This window comes from Paenibacillus hubeiensis (assembly GCF_032334105.1).
GTDB classification, from domain to species: Bacteria; Bacillota; Bacilli; order Paenibacillales; family Paenibacillaceae; genus Paenibacillus; species Paenibacillus hubeiensis.
In genome coordinates this window covers 320,316-333,199 of the sequence record NZ_JAVYAE020000002.1, presented here as the reverse complement: position 1 = coordinate 333,199, position 12,884 = coordinate 320,316, and the positions used below count along the sequence as shown (strand labels likewise).

Sequence of the window (12,884 nt, the reverse complement as noted above, 5' to 3'; positions counted from 1 at the left end):
TTTCAATTGTTGAAATCGATTTCACAGAAAAGTATAATCACTATTAGATATTCTTTATGGTAAATTCCACAGATAAAAAGGAATTAACACATCTAATTTCTTCACTCTACAACCTGGAGGTTTCAACATGCATAACTTTCAGCAGGAGAATATCGAATTTATATGTAACTTGGCACACAATATCTATAAAATACCTATATACTATTTTGACAGTGAGAATACGTTAACTTATGAAGCGGCTCTTGATTTCCGGCATAACCCTCTGTACACGTCCAACCCCGCCATTATTACAGAGTTATTTACCGAAATGGGATCACAACATTTTCCCGTTATTCGCGAAACCCTGTATCATGAGAAATTTTTCGCAATAAATGTCCATTTTAATCAAGAATGCAAAGGGAGAATCGTCGTCGGTCCAGTAATTAATTTCAGGATGACCGAAGAGACTATTAAAATCACGTTAAGGGATTTAGTAACCCGGGGAAACAAAGAGGAAATAAAGCATTACTATGATCAAGTCCCGGTAATCAGCAATTTTAATTTTATTAATCTGAGTATGATTATTTATTTTATGCTTTATCAACAAAAGCTGGAGCTGGCTGACATTTTGCTGAACAATGAAGGTCTTGATCAAAACATGCTAGAGATTGAACAACCCTATTCCCAAATTATTGATGGACGTCAAAATAATTTAGTACACACTGAAATAGATAAAGAGAAGAAGCTTTTGGATTTTATACGGTTAGGGAGAACAGATAAAGTATTGGAAAATTTTCATGCTATTCATAAACAAGGTAAGAAAGGTGTGTTATCAAAGACCAGTTTTTTGAGAAGTCAAAAGAACCTAGCCATTTCTCTCATCACGTTAACCACCAGAGCAGCAGTAGAAGGAGGATTGTATCAAGAAATCGCCTATAACCTTAGTGATTTGTATATCCTTAAATTAGAGGAATTAACCGAAAGTAGAGCGGTCGATGAATTGATTGAGGATGTTTTAATTGATTTTGCTGAACGAGTCGCAAACAGTAAAAAACATAAATACTCAAGACCTATAAATATTTGTCAAAATTTTATTTTTAATCATCTGAATAAAAACATTACCGTTTCCCAACTGGCCGAATTAACTTCCCTGAATCCCAATTATTTATCTAACCTTTTTAAAAAAGAAGTCGGGATTTCGATTCCTCAGTTTATCCAGAAAACCAAAATAGAAGAAGCTAAAAACCTGCTGTCTTACTCCAGTTATTCTTTAGCTGAGATTTCAACGATGTTGAATTTTTACGATCAAAGTTATTTTGCTAAAGTTTTCAAAAAGTTTACGGGATGTACGCCTAAACAGTTTATAAATCAAAATTGAAGCACCTAAATTTTAATGTTGAACTATGATCATAAGAAAAACCGCCTTTGGTGAAAAGGCGGTTTTTTGAGCTATCGTTCTCTTTCGTTGAAACGTTGTATTACTCAACTGTAATCTTCAATCAAGGAGATTTTTCCTTCCTTAAACTCGAATTTCGACTTTCCATTTAATTGCAGCTTATCTCCAATTTTTAATCCGTTGGGTAAATCCACGGCAAGAATACCTTCATAATCAATTCCAACCTCTACTTTGTCATTGATGACACTGTACTCGGTGATGGTCTGGCGACGGCTGGCAAACATCGTTGACGACTGTTCTGCCAATTCCCTGAATGCTTGTATTCCTTTGGTTTCCGTAGTGGTTTCGCCATTGGAAATATTCCTAAATATGATATCCTTGTGCAAGAGGTTTACCATGCCTTCAATTTCAAATGAATTGTATGCCTCAAGATAATTTTCAATGATATCCCTTATCTCTTTGCTAAGCATAACCGTACTCCCTCCTTGATCTTGTTATGTAAAAGATATACTCCTAATTCTATAGTACCATAATAAAGAAAAAATCCGACACGTCCCGTTATTCCGTTGCTCAAGTCCAAAAAAGCAAATAAATAATCGTTTGATACATATTTCGTTTGAAAAAATGTTGACTTAAACCATGGTTTAAGACGTATCCTATTCCTGTCGGCAATGAAAGATAAAATTTGGAGGCCTCCCGATGAAGTATTGTTCCATTAGCGAAGCTTCAGCCCGATTCAACATTCCGGAATCAACCTTGCGTTATTATGAAAAAAAAGGACTGCTGCCGCTAATCGAGCGTGATGAAGCCGGCAGGCGGTTATTTTCCGAAGATCAAATGACGCTCCTTAAAATCATTATTTATTTGAAAAACACGCATATGCCAATAAGTGGCATCAAGAAATATATTGATCGGGTGGTAGAAGGAGACCAAACCACGGAACTCCGACTGGAAATGCTGAAGAAACACAAGCAAGCCGTGCTGGCTGAAATAACATTGATGACAGAAGCCTTAGAAGGCATTGATGTAAAAATTGCACGTTACACCAAACGGGTTCAGGAAAGAAAGAATAAACAAAACAGAAAAGAGGCGCCATAAATGAAGCTTTCAGGAAATACAATACTGATTACAGGCGGAAATACGGGAATAGGATTGGCTTTTGCAGAGCGCTTTTTAAAAGCTGGAAATAACGTCATTGTTTGCGGACGGCGTGAACAGGCCCTTCAACATGCGAAAGAAAAATTCCCTGATCTTATTACCCGTGTATGTGATCTGGGCATTGAATCCGAACGTGCAGCATTGTTTGATTGGGTAACAACGAACTATCCAGAGGTGAATGTGCTGGTGAACAATGCAGGAATCCAGCAACGGTTTAATGTGTTAAAAGCGGATGCAAAGCACGATTGGAGTTATTTCAATCAAGAAATTACAACCAATATTGAAGCGCCTTTCCACCTATCCATGCTGTTTGCTCCGTATTTTGCAGCCAAAGAAGAGGCGGCCATCATTAACGTGACATCCGGGCTGGCTTTTACGCCGTTTGCAATCGCTCCGATTTATTCAGCGACCAAAGCGGCCCTTCATTCGTTTACCATGAGTTTAAGACACCAGCTTTCCGATACGTCCATAGAAGTCATTGAGGTTGCTCCTCCGGCAGTGAATACAGAGTTGGGCGGAGCGGGACTGCATGTCCAAGGAGAACCGCTGGATGCCTTCGCAGATGGAATTTTCAAAGGATTGGAAGAGGGGAAAGCGGAAATTGGATATGGTACATCGGTGAACCGTTTGCGCATGTCGCGAGATGAAATTGATGAGTACACGGAGAAGATGTATCAGGCTACGAAAAACGCAATTGAATAAACACGATTATCCCAGATCTGCCCTCGTTATAAAAGCCGCAATGTTGGAAAACGCAAAAGGGACGAAGAGCAGATAGCCCTCTGCTTCGTCCCTGTAATCTATCGGTGTTGTTTCTATTCACCGATGTGTTTTTTAAAGGCATTAGAGATAGCCCCTCTACTTCTCAATGTTTCACACTGAGTTGTGTAAGAACATACCTATACTCCTTGCCTTTCTTCACTTTTTTTACAATAGCATCAACGCGGCTAACCAAATCGTCATTCGGATAATCAGGATCGTATAAATGTCCATACACTCTATAATTGTTGCTCCCCATATCGTAAAGTTCATCTACCTGAACATAGAAGACTCTCTCGCCGTCAGCACCATCAAAGGTATAACCTTTACCATTGTATTTAAGATTAAGCACGGACCGATGATTGCTAAATTTGATATTGAAATATTTTAATATTGAGGTTTCAACAGATGATTTAGTGATATAAAGTTTTCCGTTAGATGAACTTATTCTTGAATTAAAGTTGTTTATGTAGTTATGCCATACGCCGAAGCGAATAAGATCGGAATTATTTATTTTCTTAGCATCAAATTTGAATAGCTGCAGCTCAGTAAAATTGCTAAGAAAAACCCCTAATTTCTTGGACTCGGAAGAGGAAAGATCCACCTTTTTGTATAGCTTAAATGTCCCCTTAGGGAAAGAATAGTCCGTTGTTTCTGTACCTGACCAAGTCAACGTAACCGTTTCTTTTTTTACGCTAATCGTCATTTTTCCATTATTGTACTCATCCTTATATTTAAAGCTCGCCGTACCTTTTGCATTAAAAGTAACCGTTCCGGTGATGAAACTGCTCCTGTATTTTCCCTTTGAATTCAAAAAACTATTTCTGCTATCGTTAGTGGGGAGGTAATAATCGTTTGTCACCTCTACTTCTACTTGTGTTCCTTTATCCTTCATTCTAAGATACATTTGATTCATTCCATATGAACCAATGTCATACTGATCACTCCACGTCCCCGTATAACTACTTGCAGCATAGGAAGCCGGACTAATTACAAGCTGTGCCATAAGAATCATTGCGACTATACTGAACATGATTAATTTTTTGATCATTTTCATTCTCCTTCAATTCTACATGATCTAACGGGTCCATTGGACTTAAAGCTATAAACCGCACCAATCAATCACACTAGGGCACTGCGAGTGCTGTGCCATCTTTCCGATCGCTGTTATCCCCAGATTTTTTTGATTTACCTCTCCAAACTCAGCGAAACCAGTTTCATTTTAAATGCAATACCTCATCCCTTCCTCATAAATTTAGTTACATTGGTATATATTCCAAACACCTAGTTGATTATAGGTAATTTGGACTTGCCCTTCAATGCTTTTCTACCTGAAACAGCACTATACTTGTAATTTTTTGTTCCAACAGCACATCCATCTCAGGTTGAAACGCAACATACATATATTAAAAAAAGACCAGCAACAAAAAAAGCTGCCGGTCTTTCGCATTTCCTTACTGTTCTTTGTACACTCGGACATAATCAACTTGCATAGTGGCGGGGATATCAGACGCGTTCGGAGTACGTCCGCCGTCAAAGTTTCCACCGATCGCCAGGTTCATAATAAGATAAAATGGCTCATCAAAAGGAGCGTTCGGGTTGTTCGGTGCGGCTGCCGAATACCACTGCTCGTTGGTGACTTTATAGAAAAACTTGCCGTCAACATACCATTTAATATGGTCCTCTTCCCAGACGACCGAGTATACATGATAATCATTGGCAAACGTTTGCCCTTCCGGGAAGTGATATTCGCCGCCGGCTGACTGGTTCATCGGCCATTGTCCGCCAAAGTGTACGGTGCCACTCGTTGACCCAGGCAGGCGCCCTCTCGCTTCCATGACGTCGATCTCTCCCGATGCGGCCCATGTGCCATATACGGAATGTTGGGGAAGCATCCAAAGCGCAGGCCAAACCCCATCGCCTGTGGGCAGCTTGGCACGAAAATCCACTCTGCCGTACTTTAAGGAAAGCTTATCCTTGGTGTTAATCTTGCCGGAGGAATATTGTGCATACCGACTAGGATCCTGTGGGAAGGATTTAATATCATTCATCGCCCTGATATTCAACTTCCCGTCTTGTACAAAAATATTTTGGGAGCTGTTTGTGTAATGCTGAAGCTCCGCATTGCCCCATCCCCAGGTACCGGGATCGTCATTGAGATAATAACCTGTTTCATAGTTCCATTTACTCAAATCAAGCGTGGTGCCGTTGAATTCATCCTGCCAGATGAGATTCATGCCTGCGATAGCCGGATCAGTCGGTGTTCCAATAGCAATGTCCTCTTGGTCAGAAATATCTGGACGCGGAGCATTCGGATTACCGATCAGCGTATAGTTGACGAAATTGCTGCCTACATTTCCGCCCGTCTGTCCATTCAGCGGATAGCCGATACGAATCTGCATATCCACCTGAATCGGTTGAAACCACAGGCCATAGATATAATCGCTCCAATATCCCCACTGGTTGGCATCAGACATATTATTGTAGCCATTACCGGAGTATGCAAACTTGCTCTGACTGGAATTACTCAAATCCACCCATTGCCCATTGATATTAATCTGGTATACGAAATTACCCAGCTCTTTGGCAATTGGCGCACCTCCATCAATTTTGGGAAGCGGTATGCCGATAGAGCCATTCGCATCTGCCGTAAACGTTGTTCCTTCATAGGGCGTAATCACATAAGAATGACGTACGGGTTCATTAAAGATAATGGTATAGACCACGTTAGCCGAAGAAGTTTTGGATTGTAATTTGACATTGATCGACTCCGTAACGTTAAACCAGTACCCTCCTCCGCCGTCGGTAAATTGGCCAAAGTTATGATCATAGATCCAGCCGCTGGCTGCATTATTGTCGATATCGATCCATGTGCTGCTGTTTACAGGTTTTACATATACCTTAAATCCTCGGCAACGGCTTCATAAGTTACCGCCGGATCATTGTTGAACGTCGGATATGTAAATCCCGCGCCGCCTGTGAAGCCTGCCGTTATTTGCGGCCCCTGTGTCGGATGCATCGCCGTGATGGTCGTTTTGTTTATATTTTGAAAAACAAGCCGATATTCAAGTGTAACGCCATTTGCTTTGGAGTATAGTTGAATATCGGTGGTTGCCGAGACCGTGAACCAATAGCCGTTAAAGCCTCCATCGGCCCAGTGCCCCCAGTTTTGGTTATAGATATAACTGCCGGCTTGATCAATATCCACCCAGCTGCTGCCTACTTTCACATTGACACCGACGTCATTGTAAACATCGTTCCACGTCGCCGAGCCTCCGTTGAATTTAGGCATGACGAATCCGTAGCTGGCTTTGCCAACCCCTGATTTGGAGATTACAGGTCCATCTGCGGGCGAAAAGTAATCCATCGAGGTCACCGTAGTTCCCGCTGCCTGAACTTTCGAAGCAGGCATTACGCCAATGCTGGCCAGCATTACAATCACTAAGAACAAACCAAGTACCTTTTTCACCAATCGTTTCTCCATAAAGTGAAATGGTTTCATCCTAGTCCTCCTTTTTTTCGCCTCCATGTTGAATGAATACGACCATCAATCTTGCTATAACCCATTTCACGATCCCTGGATCGAAATGGAAACCAACTCCTTTCGATGTCTCGATTTATGCAGCATTTACTTCCTTTCGTTCCACAAAATAAAAAAAGTCGCTATTACAGCGACTTGAACCCATTATTAGGGTATTCCTATTTTTCATGATAATTACCATTGAAATGAAGTCAATTATCCGTGAAAGGTTTCACCAATCGTTCAAAGCGTGATAATCATCGGACCATTTTTGGTAAGGATTATCGTATGTTCCAATTGTGCCACAGAGCTCTTGGCCGTAGCAAAGGTCCAGCCATCATCTTTTTGGAATACTTCCTCTTCCAAGGTAGAGATAAAAGGTTCGAATGCAATAACCATGCCTTCCTTTAATAATTCATCATCCGATAGATCATTATAATTATAAATATGGTCAGGTGCTTCGTGGATGGTGTGTCCAATGCCATGCCCTGTAAGATTTTTGATCACCGTGAATCCATGCTGTTTGGCTGTTTGGAATACCGCTTTTCCGATCCCGCTTTTTTTGGAACCAGGTTTTGCTTTCTTAAGTCCTGCTTCAAATGCTTGCTTAGCAGCTTCGCATAATTTCGTTAACACTTCTTCACCTTTGCCTACGACAAACGAGATTCCCGTATCCGCGAAATAACTGTTTTTTGAGCCGGAAACATCGATGTTTACCAGATCCCCTTCTTGGATAACCCGATCTCCCGGAATACCATGTGCCACTTCTTCATTAACGCTGATACAAGTATAACCAGGGAAATCATATTCACTTTTTGGAGCTGAAACTGCGCCTTCTCTGGCAAAAAGCTCTCCGGCAATATCATCAAGCTCTTTCGTCGTTATGCCAGGAATCGTTCGTTGTACCAATTCATCTCGAATAGAGGCAACAATTTTTCCAATTTCCTTCAACCCATTGATGTCTTCTTCTGTCTTTGCAATCATCTGTTCTACCTCGCAATCTTTTATCTTCAATTCATTATATAAGTGTTATCTCCTCAATGCACCCGATACATGCAAAATATTTGTATATGATCCCTCTATCGCAAATTCGGCTTATAGACATCCCTTAGGTTACCAGGTTCGTAAAATGGATACTCCAGCTTTTGCTGGACTTGAAGAACGGTCTCCGTGGACGTCAACATCTCGACGACGTATAACCCAAGGTCAATGGAAGCTGTAACTCCCGCACCGGTTACCGTGTTACCGTCACGCACTACACGCGCAGCAACGACTTCCGCACAATAGGGAGCCAGTAAATCATAAGCTGACGAGTTGGTCGTAGCCTTTTTTCCATGCAGGAAACCGGCTGCTCCCAATAGCAAAGCCCCGGTACAAATCGAAATCTTATAAGGCACGTTCTCTGCCGTGCGAACCCAGCGCATGAAATCCTCATCAAATCGAAGCGTTCTCGTGGATCGGCCACCAGGGAAAAAGACAAGATCAAAATCACCTAGATCAGGCAACACCGCATCGGATTTCATTTTCAGCCCCCGGTCATCTGAAATTTCATCCTTGTCTGCACAGAATGTCCAAGATACGTTTTCCTTCGCTTTCAGAATCGCCAGCCAAGTCACCGCTTCATAAAATCCAGCCAAATCCATGCTTGTCATTCCATTAAATAATACAAACGCCATTTTCATCGCCGCCACCATTCCTTTCATTTCCTGAAAATAAATAAAGTGTTCGATCAAAAAGATCAAACACTTTGCCCAGGCGTACGGCATATAAAATATGTGCTTCCTTGTGGTTCACTCCACGTTTACGCCAGTCGCACATACCGGATATTTAGCTCTAAGTATACATGACCTCTTTCACTATTGTAAATAAATGAAATGTTTGCAGTCCTTCCCTTTCCTTTTGTGTTTAGGATACCGAGCTACTTGTTTAACAAGGCATCGGCTTTCTTCGCCGCTTCAGCTATAGCTGCCTCTGGCGTAACGGACGAATCCACAACCGCGCGAAGAATTTCATCCTTGATGATCTCCCCAATTTCCGGATAAACCTTCTGCATTGGACGCGGACCCGCATATTCCAGTTGGTCTACCGCCACCTTGAACAGCGGCTTTTCCTCATAAAGCTTCTTCATCTCATCGCTTTCCACAGCACTGATTCGGCTAGGCAAATATCCCGTAAAGGAGCTTGCATAAATCGTTTGCTCTTTGGAGGTCATCCATTTAATGAACTTCCACGCCGCCTCCTGCTTTTCCGGGGACAGCCCCGATGTCATAACCAGATTGGCACCACCTGTCGGTACTCCATACGTATCATTAGCAGGCATAAATGTCGTTCCGAGTTCAAAGCCCTGCTCTTCGGCAACCTTCATATTATTGGTCAAGTCCGCGGTCGAGGAGAACAGCATCGCAGAACGTTGATTGTGGAAATCCGTCTTGGCTTGCGTACCCGCATCATCGGTTGTGGCGATGTTCATAATGCCTTCATCCTTCATCTTCAACCACAGCTTTACGGGCGCAATCCCGGTTTCATTATTGAATGCCGCACTTTTTCCATCCTCGCTGACCATTGTTCCTCCACTCTGCCTTACAAAAGCTTCGTAGAACCAAATGTCGACAGGCATCGAGATGCCATAACGCTCATCCTTCACCGTCAGCTTGCGTGCATAATCTTCAAACTCGGTCCAATTCTTCGGTCCGGCAGGATCAAGTCCCGCCTCCTTCAGCATCGTCCGGTTCAAATACAGAATCGGCGTACTGCGCAAATAAGGAAGAGCATACAGTTTGCCATTCACATAGGAATTCCCCATGAGTCCTGGAATGAAATCTTCCGTATCGAGCTTGTCTTTCTCAACAAAAGAGGTCAATTCCTGCGTCATGCCGGATTCGGCGAACACCCCAACGGAAGCAATTTCATTTTGCCAAACTTCGGGGGCATTGCCCGCTGCAAAAGCGGCCTGCGCCTTGGAATGCTGGTCCGCATACGATCCCTGGTATTCCGCCTTTACGATCACTTCATCCTGGGATTCATTAAACATTTTCACCAAGTTCTCATTGTTCTCGGCGATCTTGTCACCCCAAGAGTACCAATATGTAATCTCGACCGGTTTATTGGCCGTACCATTGGAACTGTTACCTGAAGCAGCCGTATCGGTTAAACCAGCGGAGTTGGAATCGCCGCAAGCCGTCAAAGCAAGCGCAAGCGTTGCCGCTAACATCATAGAACCAAATTTTTTCATGGATAAGTCCTCCTATGAACCTGATTATTTTACGCCCGAATAAACAAATGCTTTAATAATTTGACGTTGTCCAAATAAGAAAACGATAAGGATCGGAACGACCAGTATCATGTTTCCAGCCATCAAAATGTGCCAGGCGGCTCCTCCGTCGACCTCGCGCAGCTTGGAGATTCCGATCGGCAGCGTTCTTGCAGCATCGGAGGTGGTCATGACGAGCGGCCAGAAATAATCATTCCAGTGTGCAATAAAGCTGAACAATGCAAAGGTCACCAAGGTTGGCCGTGCCAAGGGCACCATAATCTTGAGAATGATCTTCCACTCCGGGGCTTGATCCAGTCGCGCCGCTTCAATAAGCTCTTCCTGTACCTGCTTGAACGACTGCCTGAGCATGAATATGCCGAAGGCGCTGGAGGAGAAAGGAAGAATGAGTGCCAGCAAATTGTTGATGAGTCCCCACTTGCTAAGCAGCAAATACACCGGCAGGAAAATAAGCTGACCAGGAATCATCAAGGTCACCATCGTGATCCCGAATAACAGCTTGTCTCCTTTGAAGGAGTATCTTGCGAACGCATAGGCTGCCAATATAATGGTTGTGAATTGAAGCAGGAGTATACTGACCGATACGATAACGCTGTTCATTAAATATTTCAAAAAAGGCCCCGATTCCCACGCCGCTTGGAAATTGCTCCACATGACCTTGGACGGAATCCATTTGGGTGGAAAGATCACCGTTTCCGGGTAAGACTTCAATGATGTTGAAATCATCCATAGAAAAGGGACTGCAAAAATCGCAACCAATGCGACCGTGGCAGTAACGTTCAGGATACGCAGCCATGACTTCATTGCCATGATATTTCCCTCCTCCTTTCTATTGGTAGTGAACCTTACGGCTTAGCAGCTTGAAATAAACTAGCGTCAGCAAACCAACGACAAGGAGCAATATCACTCCCGCTGCAGAAGCGTAACCGATCTTGAAGTAACGGAATCCGTACTCGTAAATGTAAAAGACGAGCGTGTTGGTTGAATTGATCGGCCCCCCGTTGGTCATGATGGCAATGGTCTCAAACACCTGGAACGAGCTGATCAAATTAATGATAATCAAGAAAAACAGGGTCGGCGAAAGCATGGGCAGCGTAATTTTGTAGAACTTCCGCCACCAGTTGGCCTCGTCCAGAGCGGAGGCTTCATACACATCCTTCGGAATGCTTTGGAGACCGGCGATGAAAATGAGAGCGTTGTAGCCGACGCCTTTCCACACCGAAACAAGGACAAGCGAAAGCAATGAACTATCGGGACTGCTCAGCCATTCCAGCTTGGGCAAACCAACCATATCCAGCAAACCATTAAGCAAACCGAATTTGGGGTCCATCAGCCACATCCACACCAGGGATACGGATACAAGCGAAACAATATGCGGACTGAAAAGCGCGCCCTGAACAAACCCATACCATGCCCCTTCCCGATTCAGCCATATGGCTAGCAGCAGCGAAATCACAATGGATAACGATACGGAAAGAAGCGTATAGTTCAAGGAATTGCTCAGCACCTGAAGAAACGCGCTATCCTCAAATAACTCGACAAAGTTGTTGAAGCCCACGAATTCCTTGACCGGATTAATGAAATCCCAGTTGTAAAAGCTCAAAAAGATCATATAAAAGATCGGATAAATGAAGAAAATGGAAAATATCACGATCGAGGGAGCCACCATGACATAGGGACGGAACCTGGACCACACGGTCATGAATAATTCCCTCCCAGGACAATCAGCTCTCTCGTTTCGGACCGCTCATGCTGACGAGCACGTACACCGCTGCGATCAAAATAGTACAGGTCCTGCATAGACACGGAGATGTACACCTCGGAGGCTGACTCCAGAGGTTTCAAGAAGCTCTTCACGGACACTTGGCCAAGTGCGGAGTCCAGTTGATAGATGATTTCTGCCCCTAGCGTCTCACGGGTCAGGATCCGGGCCGGGAACTGCACCTGTCCGGGCTGCAACCGGTTCTCAAGCATCATTGCCGTTTTCTCCGGACGAAAGCCTACCTGCCCGATTTCGTCATGCAGCTGCCCGTTCAGAAACGGCAGGAGTTGTTCGCGGTCAATCACATTCATCGGCGGCGTGCCGATAAACCGGGCTGTGAACACATTATCCGGGTCATCGTAAATTTTCATTGGACGATCCGCTTGTTGAATGCGCCCTTTATTCATGATCACGATACGGTCTCCCATCGACATCGCCTCAACCTGGTCATGCGTAACAAAGACAAAGGTTGCGCCCAGCCGTTTGTGAAGCTGGATCAGTTCCGTTCGCATCTGATGGCGAAGCTTGGCATCCAGATTCGACAACGGCTCATCCATCAGAAAGACCGCGGGATTTTTAACCATGGCCCGAGCCAAGGCCACCCGCTGACGCTGACCGCCGGACAGTGCCTGCGGTTTCTTATGCAAATACGCGGCCAGACCGACGACCTCGGTGATCTCTTTGACGAGACGTTCTCGTTCAGGCCGAGGCACCTTGCGGTTCACCAATCCGAATTCGATGTTTTCCTTGACCGTCATCATCGGATATAATGCATAGTTTTGAAATACCATGGCGACATTGCGCTTGCCCGGCTCCACTCCATTGACACATTGGTCTCCGATCCAAACTTCTCCCGCCGACTGCTTGTCAAGTCCTGCGATCATGCGGAGCGTCGTCGATTTTCCACAGCCGGACGGGCCGACCAATACCGTAAAGGAGCCATCCTCAATGGTCAGATTGAGATCTTCGATGACTTTATCCTGCTTGAAGCTTTTTTCAATCTGCTTCAACACAATTTGTGCCATGCCATTCCCTCCTT

General features: G+C 44.0%; 13 protein-coding genes and 1 riboswitch. Of the genes, 3 read left to right on the top strand and 10 right to left on the bottom strand.

All coding sequences use genetic code 11. The annotated features are described in order from the left end of the window. The first annotated feature begins 127 nt into the window (after window positions 1-127). Window positions 128-1,357 (top strand): AraC family transcriptional regulator, encoded by a 1,230-nt coding sequence (locus tag RSX24_RS08175; protein ID WP_343260239.1) that lies wholly within the window; start codon window positions 128-130, stop codon window positions 1,355-1,357. Between the two features lie 104 nt (window positions 1,358-1,461). Here the strand turns inward: RSX24_RS08175 and RSX24_RS08170 are convergent, their stop codons facing one another. After that, complete coding sequence (locus RSX24_RS08170; protein ID WP_343260238.1) at window positions 1,462-1,845, bottom strand: nuclear transport factor 2 family protein; 384 nt, start codon at window positions 1,843-1,845, stop codon at window positions 1,462-1,464. 229 nt (window positions 1,846-2,074) lie between these two features. On the opposite strand from RSX24_RS08170, the gene RSX24_RS08165 reads away from it, so the two are divergent. Beyond that, a complete protein-coding gene (locus RSX24_RS08165) occupies window positions 2,075-2,473 on the top strand; it encodes a MerR family transcriptional regulator (RefSeq protein WP_236412440.1) in 399 nt (132 codons plus the stop codon). Beyond that, window positions 2,474-3,235 (top strand): SDR family oxidoreductase, encoded by a 762-nt coding sequence (locus RSX24_RS08160; RefSeq protein ID WP_343260237.1) that lies wholly within the window; start codon window positions 2,474-2,476, stop codon window positions 3,233-3,235. Between the two features lie 163 nt (window positions 3,236-3,398). Here the strand turns inward: RSX24_RS08160 and RSX24_RS08155 are convergent, their stop codons facing one another. The 9 genes from RSX24_RS08155 to RSX24_RS08115 form a co-directional block, all read right to left on the bottom strand. Beyond that, a complete protein-coding gene (locus RSX24_RS08155; protein ID WP_343260236.1) occupies window positions 3,399-4,343 on the bottom strand; it encodes a hypothetical protein in 945 nt (314 codons plus the stop codon). 403 nt (window positions 4,344-4,746) lie between these two features. Then, window positions 4,747-5,973 carry a glycoside hydrolase family 16 protein gene (locus RSX24_RS08150; RefSeq protein WP_343260235.1) on the bottom strand — a complete coding sequence of 409 codons (1,227 nt, stop codon included), beginning with the start codon at window positions 5,971-5,973 and terminating at the stop codon, window positions 4,747-4,749. Between the two features lie 209 nt (window positions 5,974-6,182). Then, entirely contained in the window at window positions 6,183-6,794 is a 612-nt protein-coding gene (locus tag RSX24_RS08145) for a hypothetical protein (RefSeq protein ID WP_343260234.1), read from the bottom strand. Between the two features lie 261 nt (window positions 6,795-7,055). Then, on the bottom strand, window positions 7,056-7,796 hold the full coding sequence (gene map, locus RSX24_RS08140) for a type I methionyl aminopeptidase (protein ID WP_236412436.1): 741 nt from the start codon (window positions 7,794-7,796) through the stop codon (window positions 7,056-7,058). A gap of 95 nt (window positions 7,797-7,891) precedes the next feature. After that, entirely contained in the window at window positions 7,892-8,494 is a 603-nt protein-coding gene (locus RSX24_RS08135; protein WP_236412435.1) for a DJ-1/PfpI family protein, read from the bottom strand. Between the two features lie 60 nt (window positions 8,495-8,554). After that, window positions 8,555-8,636: riboswitch (ZMP/ZTP riboswitch) on the bottom strand. A 94-nt stretch (window positions 8,637-8,730) separates the two neighbouring features. Then, entirely contained in the window at window positions 8,731-10,044 is a 1,314-nt protein-coding gene (locus tag RSX24_RS08130) for an ABC transporter substrate-binding protein (protein ID WP_343260233.1), read from the bottom strand. Window positions 10,045-10,068: 24 nt separating this feature from the next. Then, entirely contained in the window at window positions 10,069-10,893 is an 825-nt protein-coding gene (locus tag RSX24_RS08125) for a carbohydrate ABC transporter permease (protein WP_343260232.1), read from the bottom strand. Between the two features lie 19 nt (window positions 10,894-10,912). Further along, window positions 10,913-11,785: a carbohydrate ABC transporter permease gene (locus tag RSX24_RS08120; RefSeq protein WP_236412432.1), complete on the bottom strand. Its 873-nt coding sequence runs from the start codon at window positions 11,783-11,785 to the stop codon at window positions 10,913-10,915. Beyond that, window positions 11,782-12,870 carry an ABC transporter ATP-binding protein gene (locus tag RSX24_RS08115; RefSeq protein WP_343260231.1) on the bottom strand — a complete coding sequence of 363 codons (1,089 nt, stop codon included), beginning with the start codon at window positions 12,868-12,870 and terminating at the stop codon, window positions 11,782-11,784. The genes RSX24_RS08120 and RSX24_RS08115 overlap by 4 nt, the downstream gene beginning before the upstream one ends. Window positions 12,871-12,884: the final 14 nt, after the last annotated feature.

Bases quoted from the DNA above. Each gene is read 5' to 3' on its own strand.
- RSX24_RS08175 (WP_343260239.1), top strand. From the start codon at position 128: ATGCATAACTTTCAGCAGGAGAATATCGAATTTATATGTAACTTGGCA.
- RSX24_RS08170 (WP_343260238.1), bottom strand. From the start codon at position 1,845: ATGCTTAGCAAAGAGATAAGGGATATCATTGAAAATTATCTTGAGGCA.
- RSX24_RS08165 (WP_236412440.1), top strand. From the start codon at position 2,075: ATGAAGTATTGTTCCATTAGCGAAGCTTCAGCCCGATTCAACATTCCG.
- RSX24_RS08160 (WP_343260237.1), top strand. From the start codon at position 2,474: ATGAAGCTTTCAGGAAATACAATACTGATTACAGGCGGAAATACGGGA.
- RSX24_RS08155 (WP_343260236.1), bottom strand. From the start codon at position 4,343: ATGATCAAAAAATTAATCATGTTCAGTATAGTCGCAATGATTCTTATG.
- RSX24_RS08145 (WP_343260234.1), bottom strand. From the start codon at position 6,794: ATGAAACCATTTCACTTTATGGAGAAACGATTGGTGAAAAAGGTACTT.
- map (WP_236412436.1), bottom strand. From the start codon at position 7,796: ATGATTGCAAAGACAGAAGAAGACATCAATGGGTTGAAGGAAATTGGA.
- RSX24_RS08135 (WP_236412435.1), bottom strand. From the start codon at position 8,494: ATGAAAATGGCGTTTGTATTATTTAATGGAATGACAAGCATGGATTTG.
- RSX24_RS08130 (WP_343260233.1), bottom strand. From the start codon at position 10,044: ATGAAAAAATTTGGTTCTATGATGTTAGCGGCAACGCTTGCGCTTGCT.
- RSX24_RS08125 (WP_343260232.1), bottom strand. From the start codon at position 10,893: ATGGCAATGAAGTCATGGCTGCGTATCCTGAACGTTACTGCCACGGTC.
- RSX24_RS08120 (WP_236412432.1), bottom strand. From the start codon at position 11,785: ATGACCGTGTGGTCCAGGTTCCGTCCCTATGTCATGGTGGCTCCCTCG.
- RSX24_RS08115 (WP_343260231.1), bottom strand. From the start codon at position 12,870: ATGGCACAAATTGTGTTGAAGCAGATTGAAAAAAGCTTCAAGCAGGAT.